Genomic DNA, 17,194 nt, shown 5'->3' with positions numbered 1-17,194 from the left:
CCGTACGGCGTCAGCTCGCGAGGGCTGTCGGTCTGAGTTCCTGGACCGACACCACGTCCATCCGCGCCGGCGCGCCCAGCATCGAAGCGCCGCAGCTCTCCTCGCGCGCGGGCAACGACGTGCCCTGGGCCACGATCACCCGCCAGTGGCGTCCGTCCGCATGGGCGACGTCCACCTCCCAGCGGGCCGCCGCCCCGTCCACCCGTGCCGCGTTCTCGGTCCTCACGACGCTCAGCGCGTCCGCCGCGTACTCCCCGGCCGATGTGCGCACGGCCAGCTCCGCCGCCTGACCGGGCCGCTCCCAGGCCGAGCGGCCGCGGCACCCGTCCGGGACCACGCGGCCCTCCTGGACGGCGTGCAGAACGTCCTTGACGGTGTGGGCCTCCACCCGGCCGTACGCGTAGCCGTGGGGCAGCACGAGCACCGTCGGCGAGAAGCGATGACCGCCCAGATGGGTGACCTCCCAGGTGCCGCTCATCCCGGACGCGGCGAGCTCGTTCGCCAGCGGGCGGCCCAGAAGGGCGCAGCAGCGGTCGCGTTTGCCGTTGGTGCAGACAAGGGCGAGCGGGGCACCGGTGTGGGGGCGGCCCCCCAGTCCGGAGTCGAAGGTGTGATGGTCGCCCATGCCGAGGGCGGTGAAGTCGAGGTCGAGCAGCCGGGCCGGGTCGTCGATCTCGGCGGCGTGCAGCCACGCGTTGCCCGGCATGGTGTGCGCCGCGTACACATGGCGAACGGCGGGTGTGCCGACGTCCGCATGGCGTCCGGGGCGGCGGATGAGCGCGACGCGCACGCCCGTGTCCTTCACGGCCGCTTCCAGGGCGCGGCCCAGCGCGGGATCCAGGTGGCTCGACGTGAGTGCCTTCGCGCCCCACGGACCCGGCTGTTCCACCAGGAGCCAGGTCCTGGCGGTCGCGGCGGTTCCGGGAACGGGCTCGTCGAGGTCCCGCGAGACGGTTGCACACCTACTCACACAGGTGAGCCTAACCTGACTTTGTCCATGGTGACTTCCGGACGGGCACGCGCGCTACTCCGGCAGGGGCTGCGGCGGTCGCGCCCCGACGTAGTGGCCGCTGGGGCGCATCCGCAGGGGACGCTCGCCGTACTCCTCCAGCGCGTGTGCGATCCAGCCCGCGGTGCGGCCCAACGCGAAGATCGTCTCGCCCGCGGTGGGGAGCATCCCGCCGGCCACCGTGAGCACCGCGAGGGCCAGGTCGACGTTGGCGTGCAGCGGGGTGTGCCGGGCGGCGACGGCCATGACGTCGCGGGCCGCGGCCAGCGCGGGCTCGGCGTCCGGCATCTCCTCCAGGACGGCGAACAGTGCCCGCGCGCGCGGGTCCTCACCCGGGTACAGCCGGTGGCCGAGGCCCGGGATCCGCCGACCCGCGCGCAGCTCCTCGGCGACGACGGGTGCCGGGTCACCCTGGTCCAGGACCTCGACCAGCATCCGGTGCGCGAGGCCACTGGCCGCGCCGTGCAGGGGGCCCTCGATCACGCCGAGCCCGGCCGACACGGCCGCGTAGGCGTGTGCCCGGGCCGACGCGGCGACGCGCACCGCGAGCGTCGAGGCGGCGAGATCGTGGTCGACGAGGAGGCCGAGCGCCATGTCCAGCGCGCGCAGCGAGGCCTCGTCAGGGTCACGCGGGCTGAGCCGCCGCCACAGGCGCCGGGCCAGGGAGCCCTCGTCGCGACGCGTGGGGCGGCACGGGGGCAGGGCGGCGACGAGCGTGGGGATGAGCACGCGCGCGGTGCCGAGGACCGCTTCCTGGGACAGGTCGAAACGCAGCGGGTCCGCGCAGGCGGCGGCGGCCAGGGCCACGCGCAGACGGTCGGTGGGGCCGTTGTGCTCGGGCAGCGAGTCGACCGCGTGCCGGGCGACGGCGACGGAGGCCGACGGCGCGGCGAAGGTGATCCCCGGGCGCATTCTCCCCGTCCACAGCCACTCGGCGATCTCCTCGTAGCTGTGGCGCGCGGCGAGCTCGGTGGCGTCGACACCCCGGAAGTAGTACCGGTCCTCTTCGATCAGCGTGATGCGCGTGCGGACGGCCATGTCGGTGCCGGCGGACGAACTCGCCGCGCCCTCACGTCTGTTGCGCCGCGCGAGCGCCGCGACCTCCTCGGCGTCGAACATGCTGCCCCGGCCGCCGGGCGTGCGGTGGCTGCTCAGCTGGCGTCGGCTCACATAGGCGTACACGGTCTCCGGCTTCACGCCGAGCACCTCGGCGGCCTCCTTGGTGCTCAGCCGCCGGCCCGGCGGGACGGGTCCGGGTTCTTGATCGCGCATGGGGGTCACCGTAGCGGTCCGGTCGGGACATCGACTCATTCATTGATTCAATCAATATTGACAGAGATTGAGTCAAGCATGGACAGTCACATCAAGTCCAGGGAGGAAACATGTCCGTCAATAGGTCCGCATCCCCTTCCGTCGAGGTGCCGCGAGGACTCGCGGGCGTCGTCGTGACCGACACCGAGATCGGTGACGTACGGGGCCTTGAGGGCTTCTACCATTACCGGCAGTACTCGGCCGTCGACCTGGCCCAGACTCGCTCGTTCGAGGACGTCTGGCATCTCCTGGTCCATGGCGAACTGCCGAGCGGTCCGAGCGCGGCGGCCTTCGCCGCCGAGACCGCGGCGCTGCGAAAGCTGCCCGAAGAGGTGTCGGCGGCACTGCCCGTCGTCGCGGCGGCCGGCGGACGCTCCGGCCCGCTCGCCGGTCTGCGCACCGCACTGTCCCTGCTGGGCGCCGCGGAGGGCTTCCGCCCGCTGTACGACATCGACGCGGACCGGCGGCGTCAGGACACGCTGGTGGCGACCGCGGCCGTACCCACCGTGCTCACCGCGCTGTATCGGCTCGGCAGGGGGCTGGCGCCGGTGCCGCCGCGCGAGGACCTCTCGTACGCCGCGAACTACCTGTACATGTTGACGGGCGAGGAACCGGATCCGCGGCGGGCCCGTGCGGTCGAGCGCTACCTCATCTCAACCATTGATCACGGATTCAATGCATCAACCTTCACGGCGCGGGTGATCGCGTCGACCGGTGCGGATGTGGGCGCGTGCCTGGTGGGGGCGGTCGGCGCGCTGTCGGGTCCGCTGCACGGAGGTGCCCCGAGCCGGGCACTGGACACCCTGGACGCCATCGGCACCGTGGACCGTATCGACCCCTGGATCCGGGAGCGGATCCTCGCCGGAGACCGGATCATGGGCTTCGGGCACCCCGTCTACCGCACGGAGGACCCGCGTTCGCGCATGCTGCGCGGCATCGCCCAGCAGTTCGGCGGGCCGCTGGTCGACTTCGCGGTGGAGGTGGAGCGACGGGTGGAGGCGATCCTCGCCGAACTCAAGCCCGGCCGCGAACTGCACACCAATGTCGAGTTCTACGCGGGTGTGGTCATGGAACTCTGCGGTCTGCCCCGCGAGATGTTCACCCCGACCTTCGCCGCGGCGCGCACGGTCGGGTGGAGTGCGAACATCCTGGAACAGTCCCAGGACTCGAAGATCATCCGCCCCGCGGCGCGGTATGTGGGGCCTGGGGCACCGGTGAGGGTGCCGCGGGCGGCCTGAGAAACGTCTGTGGCCTGGTGCCGTTCTGACGCCAGGCCTCATCGGTGGGTACCGAGCAGGGACCGGGATGCCGGGCTGCTCGCCAGACTGGCTCCGGCTCGTCCAACGGTTGCGGGCGGCCGGGCGGGGGCGGGACGAGCCTGGGGCGGACGCCTGCTCGTGCCGGTATGTCAGGAGTCGGGGATGTCTGCTTTGGCGCGGATCAAGGTCTCCCGGCTCACAATGACGATGCGTTCGTAGTCGGCGCGGGAGGCGTCTGCAGGCAGTTCACGCTCCAGCGTCTCCGTGGCCTCCGTGCCGATGACAGCGAAATTGCCGTCGCTCAGCTCGAAGAGGTCGGGGCAGTTGGCACCGGAAGTACTGCCACGGGCACTCGGAGGCACACCGATGCGGCGCACGATCTTCAAGGGCTACCGCTCCTTACAGAAGTTTTTTGGGCACACTATCGCGCTGCATTGTGACAGGTGTGGTTGCCGGTATGTGCCGGGAAACGCGCCGAGGTCGTCAGGTTGACGGCGGGTTGCCGACCACCCACCACTCTTCCGTGTCGGCCTCGTCGAGGTCCCTGATGAGACCGTCGACCATGCGTCCGATCCTCGCCTCGGTGGACGACTCCTTCAGTGTCGCGCGCTGGCCCTTGGAGGCTTCCCAGTACTCCCGCAGTACGGAGCTCTGGAAGATCTCGCGCAGTCGTCCGAACAGCTCTTCCTGGTCCAGGATCCCCGCTTCGTAGAGGTGGTAAAGGTTGACGTACCAGGCGTTGGCGTAGAAGAACTGGCGTCGCTTCTCTGCGGGAATACGCTTGTCGTAGGTGTCGATCACCGCGGCCAGCGAGGGGTCGTCTATCGCCTTGGCCAGCAGTTCCCAGTGCATGCGCTGCTGATGCGCCACAGCCGCACGCCGGGAGGCCAGCTCTTCGAGTTCCTGTCGCTTCACCTGCAGGCGGGCCTCCTCAAGGCGCCGGTGGTGCACGATCAGCGTCACTGTGGCGCTTGCGAGCAGCAGTCCGGCTGCGGCCGAGCCGAGCCTCCCCGCGGTGTTTTTCCGTGTGGCCATGTCAACCCCCGATTCAGGCGGCCGCCCGCCGGTCGTCGGGGTGCGGGTCGACGGATGGGGACCGGCGAGCGGTGGGCGGCGCTTGCCGTCTCCCAGGGTGCCGAGCGGCTCTGATCGGCGGGGAGGCGGAGAGGAGGCGCACGGAAGGAAGCGAGGGTCGCACAAACCGGCGCCATGCCCAACGTCTGCCCCGCTCGCACTGCTAACAATCGTTCACTACGCGGAGATTCTGCGTGCTCGTATCCTGGCCCGGCATACATGTTCCGTAAGGTGCGCCGGGGTGTGAACCGGTGTGCGCGTAGGCGTGAGTGAGGTCGCACGGTGGGCCTGAGCCCGAGTTCCCGGCAGATCCCGGTCGTCGTACTCGCCGGATTCCTGGGTTCCGGCAAGACGACACTGCTCAACCACCTCCTGCACCGCAGCGGCGGCAGCCGCATCGGTGCCCTCGTCAACGACTTCGGATCCATCGAGATCGACGCCATGGCGGTGGCGGGCGCGCTGGGGGATTCCACCGTCTCCCTCGGCAACGGCTGCCTGTGCTGTGCCGTCGACGCCGGTGAGCTGGACGTCTACCTCGAACGGCTGGCCCACCCCGGCGCCGGGATCGACGTGATCGTCATCGAGGCGAGCGGACTCGCCGAGCCCCAGGAACTGGTGCGGATGCTGCTGGCCAGCGAGCATCCGGGCATCGTCTACGGCGGGCTCGTCGAGGTCGTCGACGCCGCCGAGTTCGACGACACACGCGCGAAGCACCCCGCGATCGACCGGCACCTCGCGCTCGCCGACCTCGTCGTCGTCAACAAGACCGACCGCGCGCCGGATCCCGAGCGCGTCCTCGCGCTGGTCCGGTCCCTGGCCGACCGCGCCGCCGTCGTACCGGCGACGTACGGCCGTGTCGACCCCGAGTTCCTCTTCGACTGCCGGCCCTCGGGCGAGCGCGTCGGGCAGTTGTCCTTCGACGATCTGCACGATCATCACGGTGCGGGCGCTGAGCACGAGCACGAGCACGCCGGGCATCTGCACAGCGCCTACGACAGCCTCTCCTTCGTCTCCGAGGTGCCGTTCGACCCGCGCCGGTTGATGGTGTTCCTCGACAGTCGGCCCGAAGGGCTCTACCGCATCAAGGGGTACGTCGACTTCGGCCCGCACGACGCGCGCAACCGGTACGCCGTGCACGCCGTCGGGCGGTTCCTGCGTTTCTACCCGGAGCCGTGGGCTGCCGACGCCGAGCGCCTCACCCAACTCGTCCTCATCGGCTCCGGCATCGACGCCTCCGCCCTCGACGAGGAACTCGCGGCGTGCGGGAGCGACGCCCCGCACGCCGATGAGCACGGCATGTGGGGCGTCCTGCGCTTCGTGGCGGACGCGCATGATCCGGACGTCCAGGATCCGGACGTACCGGACGCGGACGCTCGGGATCCGTACGCGACGGATCCCGAGGAGCCCTCGGCCTAGACCGGCCCCGCCACCGCCCCGACGGGCTTCGCCAGGGAGATGCCCGAGCCGTCGCGGCGCGGGTCCATCTCGGGCAGCTCGGTGGGCGAGCCGTTCTTCTGTGCGGCGAGGGCAGGCGTGGCGCCCGCCCAGGCGAAGGACAGGCAGTCCTCGCCCTTCAGGAACCGCTGGCAGCGCACGCCACCGGTCGCCCGGCCCTTGCGCGGGTACTGGTCGAACGGCGTCAGCTTGGCCGTCGTATGCACGGAGTCGTCGAGTGTGCCGCGCGAGCCGGCGACCGTGAAGACGACCGCGTCCACCGCCGGGTCCACCGCCGTGAAGGAGATGACTTTGGCGCCCTCGGTGAGCTTGATGCCCGCCATACCGCCCGCCGGACGGCCCTGCGGACGCACCTGCGAGGCCTGGTAGCGCAGGAGTTGGGCATCGTCCGTGACGAAGACCAGGTCCTCCTCGCCGGTGCGCAGCTCCACCGCGCCGACGATCCGGTCGCCCTCCTTGAGGGTGATGACCTCCAGCTCCTCCTTGTTGGCCGGGTAGTCGGGAACGACGCGCTTGACGATGCCCTGCTCCGTGCCGAGGGCGAGCCCGGGCGAGGACTCGTCGAGCGTGGTCAGGCAGACCACCGTCTCGTCGCCCTCCAGGGAGACGAACTCGGTCAGCGGCGCCCCGCCGGACACGTTCGGTGCCGTCGCCTCCGGGAGCTGCGGGAGGTCGACGACATTGATCCGCAGCAGCCGGCCCGCCGAGGTCACCGCGCCCACCTCGCCGCGGGCCGTGGCCGGCACCGCCGACATGATCACGTCGTGCTTGGCGCGCTTGGCGGAGGCGTCCTCCGGGAACGGCTCCGCGTTCGCCGTGCGTGCCAGCAGTCCCGTCGAGGACAGCAGGATCCGGCAGGGGTCGTCGGCCACCTGGAGCGGAACGGCCGCCACCGGTGTGGCGGTCGAGTCCAGCAGCACCGTACGCCGGTCGGTGCCGAACTTCTTCGACACGGCGGCCAGTTCGGTGGAGACCAGCTTGCGCAGCTCGGTGTCCGACTCCAGGATTTGGGTCAGTTCCTCGATCTCCGCGGTGAGCCGCTCCTTCTCGGCGTCCAGCTCGATGCGGTCGTACTTGGTCAGGCGGCGCAGCGGCGTGTCCAGGATGTACTGCGTCTGGATGTCGCTCAGCCCGAAGCGCTCGATCAGACGCTCCTTGGCCTGCGCGGAGTTGTCGCTGGAGCGGATGAGGCGGATCACCTCGTCGATGTCCACCAGCGCCGTCAGCAGGCCCTCGACCAGGTGCAGCCGGTCGCGCCGCTTGCCGCGGCGGAACTCCGAGCGGCGGCGCACGACCTCGAAGCGGTGGTCGAGGTAGACCTCCAGGAGTTCCTTCAGGCCCAGCGTGAGGGGCTGGCCGTCGACCAGCGCCACGTTGTTGATGCCGAAGGACTCCTCCATCGGCGTCAGCTTGTAGAGCTGCTCCAGGACCGCCTCCGGCACGAAGCCGTTCTTGATCTCGATGACCAGGCGCAGCCCGTGCTGGCGGTCGGTGAGGTCCTTGACGTCGGCGATGCCCTGGAGCTTCTTCGAGCCGACCAGGTCCTTGATCTTCGCGATCACCTTCTCCGGGCCGACCGTGAAGGGCAGCTCCGTGACGACCAGGCCCTTGCGGCGTGCCGTCACGTCCTCCACGGAGACCGTCGCGCGGATCTTGAACGTGCCGCGGCCCGTCTCGTAGGCGTCGCGGATCCCGGTGAGGCCGACGATCCGGCCGCCGGTGGGCAGGTCGGGGCCCGGGACGTGCCGCATCAGGGCGTCGAGGTCGGCGCTCGGATGCCTGATCAGGTGGCGGGCGGCCGCGACGACCTCGCGCAGGTTGTGCGGCGGCATGTTCGTGGCCATGCCGACGGCGATTCCGGAAGCGCCGTTGACCAGCAGGTTCGGGAACGCGGCGGGCAGGGCCGCGGGCTCCTGCTCCTGGCCGTCGTAGTTGGGAGCGAAGTCGACCGTGTCCTCGTCGATCGACTCCGTCATCAGGCTCGTGGCCTCGGCCATCCGGCACTCGGTGTACCGCATGGCGGCGGGCGGGTCGTCGTTGCCCAGCGAGCCGAAGTTGCCGTGGCCGTCCACCAGCGGCACCCGCATGGAGAACGGCTGGGCCATGCGCACCAGGGCGTCGTAGATCGACGCGTCGCCGTGCGGATGCAGCTTGCCCATGACCTCGCCGACGACGCGGGCGCACTTCACGTACCCGCGGTCGGGGCGGACGCCCATCTCGTTCATCTGGTAGACGATGCGGCGGTGCACAGGCTTGAGACCGTCACGGGCGTCCGGCAGGGCCCGGGAGTAGATGACCGAGTACGCGTACTCGAGGAAGGAGCCCTGCATTTCGTCCACGACGTCGATGTCGAGGATCCGCTCCTCGTACGAGTCGTCGGGCGGCGGGGTCTTCGTGCTGCGGCGGGCCATCGCTGCCGGCTCCTCCTGTTTTCTGGTCGTTCGCCCATGGGACGCTCAGGTCCCTGCGGCTCACTCGTGCTGAAGCGTGAACGGCATCTGACGCGGACCATTGTGGACCGCGCCACTGACAGCGCGGACGCTGGACCCGACGTCGGCCGCCCGGCCCCGCGCTGACCCGCAGGCTACGCCTTCCCGGAGGGCAACCGGATTCTCGCTCAGGGCGTACGCGATCCGGGAACTTCACACCGGCTCGGCACGCTTGCATACAGTGGCAGGACTGGCAGGAATACTGCGGTTTCCCGACCGCACAGCGATCGAAGGGACGTACATGCCCATGGGTCACACGGCCACAGCCGAGGCAGGCTCCGGCGGGCTGACAGCGACAGAGCACCGCTTGGACAACGGCCTGCGTGTGGTGCTCTCTGAGGACCACCTGACCCCGGTCGCCGCGGTGTGCCTGTGGTACGACGTCGGCTCGCGCCACGAGGTCAAGGGGCGTACCGGGCTGGCTCACCTTTTCGAGCACCTGATGTTCCAGGGCTCCGCCCAGGTCAAGGGGAACGGGCACTTCGAGCTGGTGCAGGGCGCTGGAGGCTCCCTGAACGGCACCACCAGCTTCGAGCGCACCAACTACTTCGAGACCATGCCCACCCACCAGCTGGAGCTCGCGCTCTGGCTGGAGGCGGACCGCATGGGCTCGCTGCTCACCGCCCTGGACGACGAGTCGATGGAGAACCAGCGGGACGTCGTCAAGAACGAGCGCCGCCAGCGCTACGACAACGTCCCCTACGGCACCGCCTTCGAGCGGCTCGCCGCCCTCTCGTACCCGGACGGCCACCCGTACCACCACACGCCGATCGGTTCGATGGCCGATCTGGACGCGGCGACCCTGGAGGACGCCCGCCAGTTCTTCCGCACGTACTACGCGCCGAACAACGCGGTGCTGTCGGTGGTGGGCGACATCGATCCCGAGCGGACGCTCGAATGGATCAAGAAGTACTTCGGCTCCATCGCCGCCCATGACGGCAAGCCCGCCCCGCGCGACGGCTCGCTGCCCGAGGTCATCGGCGAGGAACTGCGTGAGGTGATCGAGGAGGAGGTCCCGGCGCGTGCCCTGATGGGTGCCTACCGGCTTCCGCACGACGGCACACGCGCGTGCGACGCGGCCGACGTCGCGCTCACCATCCTCGGCGGCGGCGAGTCCTCCCGCCTGTACAACCGGCTCGTACGCCGCGACCGCACGGCGGTGGCGGCCGGGTTCGGCCTGCTGCGGCTGGCCGGAGCGCCGTCCCTGGGATGGCTGGACGTGAAGACGTCCGGTGACGTCGAGGTGCCGGTGATCGAGGCCGCCATCGACGAGGAGCTCGCCCGGTTCGCCGAGGAGGGCCCGACGGCCGAGGAGATGGAGCGGGCGCAGGCCCTTCTGGAGCGGGAGTGGCTGGACCGGCTGGGCACGGTTGCCAGCCGCGCCGACGAACTCTGCCGCTACGCGGTGCTGTTCGGAGATCCGAAGCTCGCCTTCACCGCCGTGCGGCGCCTGCTGGAGGTGACGGCCGAGGAGGTCCAGGAGGTCGCCAAGGCACGCCTGCGGCCCGACAACCGCGCGGTGCTCGTCTACGAGCCCACTGCTCCGGAAGCCGCCGAGACCGACGCAGACGACGACACCGAGGAGGCGGCCAAGTGACCGAGCTCGCCACGATGAACTTCCACCCCCGGCCGCAGGCGGGCGTGGCCCGCCCCTGGGCGTTCCCGGCTCCCGCGCGCGGGACGCTCGACAACGGCCTGACGGTGCTGCGCTGCGATCGCCCCGGCCAGCAGGTCGTGGCCGTGGAGGTGCTGCTCGACGCGCCTCTGGAGGCCGAACCGGCCGGTCTCGACGGCGTCGCCACGATCATGGCCCGGGCCTTCTCCGAGGGCACCGACAAGCACTCCGCCGAGGAGTTCGCCGCCGAGCTGGAGCGCTGCGGTGCCACCCTGGACGCGCACGCCGACCACCCCGGCGTCCGGCTGAGCCTGGAGGTGCCGGTCTCCCGCCTGCCCAAGGCCCTCGGACTGCTGGCCGACGCCCTCAGGGCGCCCGCCTTCACCGACAGCGAGGTCGAGAGGCTGGTCCGCAACCGCCTCGACGAGATCCCGCACGAGCTGGCCAACCCCGCCCGGCGGGCCGCCAAGGAGCTCTCCAAGGAGCTGTTCCCGGCCGCCTCGCGCATGGCCCGCCCGCGCCAGGGCACCGAGGAGACGGTCGCGAAGATCGACTCCGTCGCCGTCCGCGCCTTCTACGAGCGGCACGTCCGCCCCGCCACGGCCACCGCCGTGGTGGTCGGCGACCTCACGGGCATCGACGTCGAGGTGCTGCTCGGCGAGACCCTCGGCGCCTGGGCCGGCTCGCAGGCGCAGCCGCGTCCCCTGCCGCCGGTGACGGCCGACGACACCGGCCGCGTGGTGATCGTCGACCGTCCCGGCGCCGTCCAGACCCAGCTGCTGATCGGCCGCGTCGGGCCCGACAGGCACGACCGCGTCTGGGCGGCCCAGGTACTCGGCACATACAGCCTGGGCGGCACCCTCACCTCCCGTCTGGACCGCGTCCTGCGCGAGGAGAAGGGCTACACCTACGGGGTGCGTTCGTTCGGTCAGGTGCTGCGCTCCGCGCCCGACGGCAGCGGTGCCGCGATGCTCGCCATCAGCGGTTCCGTGGACACACCGAACACCGGTCCCGCTCTGGAGGACCTCTGGACGGTGCTGCGCACGCTCGCCGCGGAGGGGCTCACGGACGCCGAGCGGGACGTCGCCGTGCAGAACCTCGTGGGTGTGGCGCCGCTGAAGTACGAGACCGCGGCGGCCGTCGCGGGGACCCTGGCCGACCAGGTCGAGCAGCACCTCCCCGACGACTACCAGGCGACGCTGTACCAGCAGCTCGCCGCCACCGGCACCGTCGAGGCGACCGCGGCTGTCGTCAGCGCCTTCCCGGCGGATCGTCTGGTGACGATCCTCGTGGGTGACGCGGCGCAGATCAAGGCGCCCGTCGAGGCCCTCGGCATCGGCGAAGTCACGGTCGTGTCGGCCGAGTAGGGCCGGCGACCGGCACGCGCGTGGGGCCCTGGTGACTGATGTGTCACCAGGGCCCCCTTATGTCCCAATTGGGGGAGAGGTTTCCTGTCTGACCTGTGGGATGCGCTACAAAAGCCCGAATGTGTTTGGGGATTGAAAGATGTCCCGCTTAGCGTCGTCCGGGCTGTCCGTCACGCAGTGCGCCGCGTCCGCGGCACCGGGCAGTCATCGCCGAGTCCCCGTACGGCGCGAGCCAGGGGAGCCGGGGACCCAACCATGAAGTCCCTGGGGTGAATCGGACGCCCGCGCACGGCGAGGGAGTCCGTAGGAGACCTTCCTGCTCCGAACCCGTCAGCTAACCCGGTAGGCGAGAGGGAAGGAAAGGACCAGCCACTACATGGCGTTCACGCGCGCCACCGGGAAGCATCGTCGTCCCAGCCGGACGAAGCGCACCACCGCCCGCGCCGCGGGAGTCGCGGCCCTCACCACCACCGGCGTCCTCGGCACCCTGGCCGTTCCCGCGCTCGCCGACGAGCCCGTGGCCGAGCAGACCGGCCTGCTCCCGGTCATCAGCATCGGCGACGCCGTCGCCGCGCAGATAGACGCCCAAGCCGTCGCCCAGCGGCAGGCGGCCGCGGAGGCCGAGGCCGAGAAGAAGGCCGAGGCCGCCGCCAAGAAGCGCGCCGAGGAGGCCCGCGAGGCCGAGGAGCGCGCCGCCCGTGCGGCCGAGCGCAAGCGCCTCAACACCTTCGTGTCGCCGATCGGCGGTTCCTACGTCTCCACCGGCTACCGGGCCGGCGGTGCCCTGTGGTCCTCCGGCAGCCACACCGGTGTCGACTTCCACGCGGCGAGCGGCACGCCCGTGCGCGCGGTCGGCTCCGGCACGGTCGTCGAGGCCGGCTGGGGCGGTGCGTACGGCAATCAAGTAGTGATCAAGATGAACGACGGCACGTACACCCAGTACGGTCACCTGTCGTCCTTCTCGGTCTCGGTGGGCCAGACGGTCACCCCGGGGCAGCGGATCGCCCTGTCCGGGGCCACCGGCAACGTCACCGGGGCGCACCTGCACTTCGAGGCCCGGACGACGGCGGAGTACGGCACGGACATCGATCCGCTCGCCTACCTCCGCTCGCACGGCGTCGGCGTCTGACGGCGCCGTCCCCGCCTCCCGTGGCCCCGGCTCTCCCCGAGCCGGGGCTTTCGGCGTTTCGTCCACCTGTATGTCCAAAAAATATGCATGGATTCCGGCCCGCCATCGGAAATTCCGGCTCATTGCAATAGAGTCACGGAACACACGTCAGTCGTCGGCGTTTCACGGGGATTAAGGCGGAGGTCGGTCATGCGTATTCCGGCGCATTCGGTGTGCACGGCCATCCGGGACGACATCGTCGCGGGTGTCTACGAGCGTGGCGGCCGGCTCACCGAGGAGCTCCTCGCGCGCCGCTACGGCGTCTCGCGCGTCCCCGTCCGCGAGGCCCTGCGCACGTTGGAGGCCGAGGGCTTCGTGGTGACCCGGAGGCACGCGGGCGCGTGCGTCGCGGAGCCGACCGAGCAGGAGGCCGCCGACCTTCTGGAGATGCGCCTGCTGCTGGAGCCGCTCGGCGCCGCGCGGGCCGCGCAACGGCGCACCGAGGCCCATCTGAAGGTGCTGCGGGGCCTGGTCCGGTTGGGTCAGGAGCGGGCCAGGCGGGGCGGCAGCGAGGATCTGCGCTCCCTGGGCGGCTGGTTCCACGAGACGCTCGCCCAGGCTTCCGGGAGCCCCGCGCTGATCGCGATGCTGACCCAGTTGCGGCACAAGATCGCCTGGACGTACGCGGTGGAGGCGCCCGCCAGCCTCGCGGAGTCCTGGGCGGAGCACGGCGCGATCGTGGACGCGGTGGCGCGCGGCGACGGCGAGCGGGCGCGCGCGGTCACGGCGGTGCACGCCGAGCGCGCGACCGGCGCGCACCGGCTCCGCCTCCCCGGCGGCGGCGATCGCGCGGACCGTGTGAGGACCTCGCAACATGCCGTAAACATGTCGGGCCTCCGGCATTAACACGGGCACCGTATACAAAGAAAGTGATAATCGGTGGCGGTGTATTTCCGCTGCCCTTTTCGTCATGCCTGGAATTCCCTCGGACCGCGTGGCGAAAGTACGGTCGAGCGGGCCGGCGGGAAAACGGCGCGGCCGCGCCGCCCGGAATGGGCGACGCGGCCGCAGAAATGCCGTCAGCGGGTTCAGACGGTCTCGGGGAGCTCCTCGAGACCCTCCGCCACCAGCTTGGCCAGACGGTCGAGCGCGGCGTCCGCGCCCTCGGCGTCGGAGGCCAGGACGATCTCCTCGCCACCCTGGGCGCCCAGACCCAGGACGGCCAGCATGGAGGCCGCGTTGACGGGGTTGCCGTCCGCCTTGGCGATCGTCACCGGGACGCCTGCGGCCGTGGCGGCTCGGACGAAGATGGAGGCGGGGCGGGCGTGGAGGCCCTCGGCCCAGCCGACGTTGACGCGGCGCTCAGCCATGTGATGCTGCCCTTCGGGTGTTCAGGGTTGTCTAGACCAGTTTCCCATATCGCGAAGCGTGCCCGGACGGGACCTGCGTCACGTCCGGACGGCACCGGACCGCGGCCTCGGTCCGGTGTGCCCCTCCACACACTGCCTCGCGCCGCTGTCGTACGCGAGCCGTACTCTGGGGCCCATGCAGAGCCCGTCGGACCGGCACGAGTACCCCGCCCACTGGGAGGCCGACGTGGTGCTGCGCGACGGCGGCACCGCACGCATCCGGCCCATCACCGTCGACGACGCCGAGCGCCTGGTCAGCTTCTACGAGCAGGTGTCGGACGAGTCGAAGTACTACCGGTTCTTCGCGCCCTACCCGCGCCTGTCCGCGAAGGACGTCCACCGCTTCACGCACCACGACTTCGTGGACCGGGTGGGACTCGCGGCCACCATCGGCGGCGAGTTCATCGCCACCGTACGCTACGACCGCATCGGCGCCGACGGCATGCCCGCGTCCGCCCCAGCCGACGAGGCCGAGGTCGCCTTCCTGGTGCAGGACGCCCACCAGGGGCGCGGCGTCGCCTCCACCCTGCTGGAGCACATAGGCGCCGTCGCCCGGGAGCGTGGCGTCCGTCGCTTCGCCGCCGAGGTGCTGCCCGCCAACAACAAGATGATCAAGGTGTTCACGGACGCCGGGTACACCCAGAAGCGCAGCTTCGAGGACGGCGTCGTACGCCTGGAGTTCGACCTGGAACCCACCGACCGCTCGCTCGCGGTGCAGCGCGCGCGTGAGCAGCGCGCCGAGGGACGGTCGGTCCGGCGACTGCTGACGCCCGGTGCGATCGCGGTCGTCGGCGCCGGGCGCACGCCCGGGGGCGTGGGCCGCAGTGTGCTCGGCAACATCCGGGAGGCGGGATTCACCGGCCGCCTTTACGCCGTGAACAGGGCGCTGCCCGAGGGGCGGAAGGAACTCGACGGGGTGCCGGCGTACCGGTCGGTGCGCGACATCGCCGAGCCCGTCGACCTCGCGGTGGTGGCGGTGCCCGCCGAACACGTTCCCGAGGTGGTCGCCGAGTGCGGCGAACACGGGGTCCAGGGACTCGTCGTGCTCTCCGCCGGGTACGCCGAGAGCGGGCCCGAAGGACGCGAGCGGCAACGTGAACTCGTGCGGCACGCGCGCGCGTACGGCATGCGGATCATCGGGCCGAACGCCTTCGGGATCATCAACACCTCCCCGGGGGCGCAGCTGAACGCCTCGCTGGCACCGGAGATGCCCCGGCCCGGACGGATCGGGCTGTTCGCGCAGTCGGGAGCGATCGGTATCGCGCTGCTGTCCCGGCTGCACCGGCGCGGCGGCGGGGTCACCGGCGTCACGGGTGTGTCGACGTTCGTCGCGTCCGGCAACCGCGCGGACGTCTCCGGCAACGACCTGCTCCAGTACTGGTACGACGATCCGGACACCGATGTCGTCCTGATGTACCTGGAGACCATCGGCAACCCGCGCAAGTTCACCCGCCTGGCGCGGCGGACCGCGGCGACGAAGCCGCTCGTCGTGGTGCAGGGCGCGCTCCACGGGGGTGGGGCGCCGCAGGGGCACGCGGTACGGGCCACCCGGCTGCCGCAGACCACGGTGTCCGCGCTGCTGCGGCAGGCCGGGGTGATCCGGGTGGACACGATCACCGAACTGGTGGACGCCGGTCTGCTGCTCGCGCGCCAGCCGCTGCCGGCGGGGCCGAGGGTGGCGATCCTCGGGAACTCCGAATCCCTGGGGCTGCTCACCTACGACGCGTGCCTGGCCGAGGGGCTGCGGCCGCAGGCGCCGCGGGACCTCACCACCGCGGCGTCGCCCGAGGACTTCCGGGAGGCGCTGGCGCGGGCGCTGGCCGACGAAACGTGCGACGCGGTCGTGGTGACCGCGATACCCATGGTGGGGGAGGGACAGGCGGGGGACGCGGCGCTGGCGGAGGCGCTCAGGGCGGGCGCGGCGGCGGTACCGGCCAAGCCCGTGCTGGTGGTGCACGTGGAGCTGGGCGGACTCGCGGACGCGCTCTCGGCGGCGGCGAGCACGGCACCCCAGGCGTCGCTGAGCGCCGCACCCCAGGCGTCGCCGAGCGCCGGGCGAGTCGCCGAACCCTCACGCCCGGAGCCGTCGAGGCCGTGGTCCACGCGCGCGGCGAGTCCTTCGCAGGCCCCGCAGCCCTCGCAGCCCCCACGGACACGCACGTCGAACGTCACCGCAGGTGAGGAAACCCCCACGACTTCCACGCCCCTGCCCCCCAGGGACTCCCGCCTGATCCCCGCCTATCCCGCCGCCGAACGCGCCGTCCGCGCGCTCGCGCAGGCCGTCAACTACGGGCAGTGGCGTCGGGAGGCCGCCGACCCCGGGAAGGTGCCCGAGTACGACGACATCGACGAGAAGGGAGCGGCGGAGCTGATCGGCGGGCTGCTCGCGCGCGGACAGGGGCTCACGCTCGGCACGGAGGAGACCTGCGAGCTGCTGCGCCGGTACGGCGTCCGTGTGCACCGTGCCCTGCCCGCCCCGACCCCCGACGAGGCGGCGGCCGCGGCCCGCGCCCTCGGCTACCCCGTCGCCCTCAAGGCCACCGCGCCCCACCTGCGTCACCGTGCCGACCTCGGCGGTGTCCGGCTCGATCTCGCGGACGAGGAGCAACTGCGCCGGGCATACGCCGAGTTGGCGGAGATGTTCGGCGCCCCTGAGCAGCTGCGACCGGTCGTGCAGCGGATGGCCCCGCGCGGGGTGGACACCGTCGTCAGGGCCGTGATCGACCCGGCCGTCGGAGCGGTGCTCTCCTTCGGGCTCGCCGGGGCCGCCTCGCAGCTGCTCGGTGACACCGCGCACCGGCTGGTCCCGGTCACCGACCGGGAGGCGACCTCGATGATCCGCTCGATCAGGACCGCGCCGCTCCTCTTCGGCTGGCGCGGCTCCACCCCCGTCGACACCCCGGCCCTCGAGGAGCTGCTCCTGCGGGTTTCCCGTCTGGTCGACGACCACCCGGAGGTGGTCGCGGTCACCCTCGAGCCCGTGGTCGTCGCGTCGCACGGCCTGAGCGTCCTGGGCGCCTCCGTCCGCCTGGCCCCGCCCCCCGTCCGCGGCGACCTGGGCCCGCGGACCCTGCCGACGTACTGAGTCCGGAGTCCGG

At 71.4% G+C, this 17,194-nt stretch carries 13 protein-coding genes and 1 riboswitch; of the genes, 7 read left to right on the top strand and 6 right to left on the bottom strand.

Annotated elements, in window-relative coordinates; all coding sequences use genetic code 11:
• Window positions 1–10: 10 nt before the first annotated feature.
• Window positions 11–970 carry a sucrase ferredoxin gene (locus ACWCPM_RS06530; protein WP_450975004.1) on the bottom strand — a complete coding sequence of 320 codons (960 nt, stop codon included), beginning with the start codon at window positions 968–970 and terminating at the stop codon, window positions 11–13.
• A gap of 54 nt (window positions 971–1,024) precedes the next feature.
• Window positions 1,025–2,281 carry a citrate synthase family protein gene (locus ACWCPM_RS06525; RefSeq protein ID WP_450975003.1) on the bottom strand — a complete coding sequence of 419 codons (1,257 nt, stop codon included), beginning with the start codon at window positions 2,279–2,281 and terminating at the stop codon, window positions 1,025–1,027.
• A 110-nt stretch (window positions 2,282–2,391) separates the two neighbouring features.
• Here ACWCPM_RS06525 and ACWCPM_RS06520 point away from each other — a divergent pair, with 110 nt between their 5' ends.
• Entirely contained in the window at window positions 2,392–3,558 is a 1,167-nt protein-coding gene (locus ACWCPM_RS06520) for a citrate synthase/methylcitrate synthase (RefSeq protein ID WP_450975002.1), read from the top strand.
• Window positions 3,559–3,728: 170 nt separating this feature from the next.
• Here ACWCPM_RS06520 and ACWCPM_RS06515 read toward each other — a convergent pair whose 3' ends face one another.
• Complete coding sequence (locus tag ACWCPM_RS06515; protein ID WP_450975001.1) at window positions 3,729–3,965, bottom strand: hypothetical protein; 237 nt, start codon at window positions 3,963–3,965, stop codon at window positions 3,729–3,731.
• 97 nt (window positions 3,966–4,062) lie between these two features.
• The gene (locus tag ACWCPM_RS06510) at window positions 4,063–4,614 is read right to left on the bottom strand and encodes a DUF6082 family protein (RefSeq protein ID WP_450975000.1); all 552 of its coding nucleotides are present in this window, start codon (window positions 4,612–4,614) and stop codon (window positions 4,063–4,065) included.
• 327 nt (window positions 4,615–4,941) lie between these two features.
• Here ACWCPM_RS06510 and ACWCPM_RS06505 point away from each other — a divergent pair, with 327 nt between their 5' ends.
• Window positions 4,942–6,069, top strand: coding sequence for a CobW family GTP-binding protein (locus ACWCPM_RS06505; protein WP_450975090.1), 1,128 nt, complete (start codon window positions 4,942–4,944; stop codon window positions 6,067–6,069).
• On the opposite strand, the gene ACWCPM_RS06500 is transcribed toward ACWCPM_RS06505, so the two are convergent.
• Window positions 6,066–8,519, bottom strand: coding sequence for a DNA gyrase/topoisomerase IV subunit A (locus ACWCPM_RS06500; RefSeq protein WP_450974999.1), 2,454 nt, complete (start codon window positions 8,517–8,519; stop codon window positions 6,066–6,068). The two genes, ACWCPM_RS06505 and ACWCPM_RS06500, sit on opposite strands and share 4 nt — an antisense overlap.
• A gap of 319 nt (window positions 8,520–8,838) precedes the next feature.
• Between ACWCPM_RS06500 and ACWCPM_RS06495 the strand changes: the two genes are divergently transcribed.
• From ACWCPM_RS06495 to ACWCPM_RS06480, 4 genes are all read left to right on the top strand, one after another.
• Entirely contained in the window at window positions 8,839–10,194 is a 1,356-nt protein-coding gene (locus ACWCPM_RS06495) for a M16 family metallopeptidase (RefSeq protein ID WP_450974998.1), read from the top strand.
• Window positions 10,191–11,579 (top strand): M16 family metallopeptidase, encoded by a 1,389-nt coding sequence (locus ACWCPM_RS06490; RefSeq protein WP_450974997.1) that lies wholly within the window; start codon window positions 10,191–10,193, stop codon window positions 11,577–11,579. Before ACWCPM_RS06495 ends, ACWCPM_RS06490 begins: the two co-directional genes overlap by 4 nt.
• Before the next feature lie 198 nt (window positions 11,580–11,777).
• Window positions 11,778–11,943, top strand: a riboswitch (cyclic di-AMP (ydaO/yuaA leader).
• Between the two features lie 12 nt (window positions 11,944–11,955).
• The gene (locus ACWCPM_RS06485; protein WP_450974996.1) at window positions 11,956–12,708 is read left to right on the top strand and encodes a M23 family metallopeptidase; all 753 of its coding nucleotides are present in this window, start codon (window positions 11,956–11,958) and stop codon (window positions 12,706–12,708) included.
• A gap of 189 nt (window positions 12,709–12,897) precedes the next feature.
• Window positions 12,898–13,593 (top strand): GntR family transcriptional regulator, encoded by a 696-nt coding sequence (locus tag ACWCPM_RS06480; protein ID WP_450974995.1) that lies wholly within the window; start codon window positions 12,898–12,900, stop codon window positions 13,591–13,593.
• 182 nt (window positions 13,594–13,775) lie between these two features.
• On the opposite strand, the gene ACWCPM_RS06475 is transcribed toward ACWCPM_RS06480, so the two are convergent.
• Entirely contained in the window at window positions 13,776–14,057 is a 282-nt protein-coding gene (locus ACWCPM_RS06475) for an HPr family phosphocarrier protein (protein ID WP_030021209.1), read from the bottom strand.
• Between the two features lie 175 nt (window positions 14,058–14,232).
• On the opposite strand from ACWCPM_RS06475, the gene ACWCPM_RS06470 reads away from it, so the two are divergent.
• Window positions 14,233–17,181 (top strand): GNAT family N-acetyltransferase, encoded by a 2,949-nt coding sequence (locus tag ACWCPM_RS06470; protein WP_450974994.1) that lies wholly within the window; start codon window positions 14,233–14,235, stop codon window positions 17,179–17,181.
• Window positions 17,182–17,194 lie beyond the last annotated feature (13 nt).

The organism is Streptomyces sp. NPDC002309 (genome assembly GCF_053593375.1).
The sequence above is the reverse complement of the archived record's forward strand: the minus strand, read 5'-3'. Positions and strand labels throughout refer to the sequence as shown.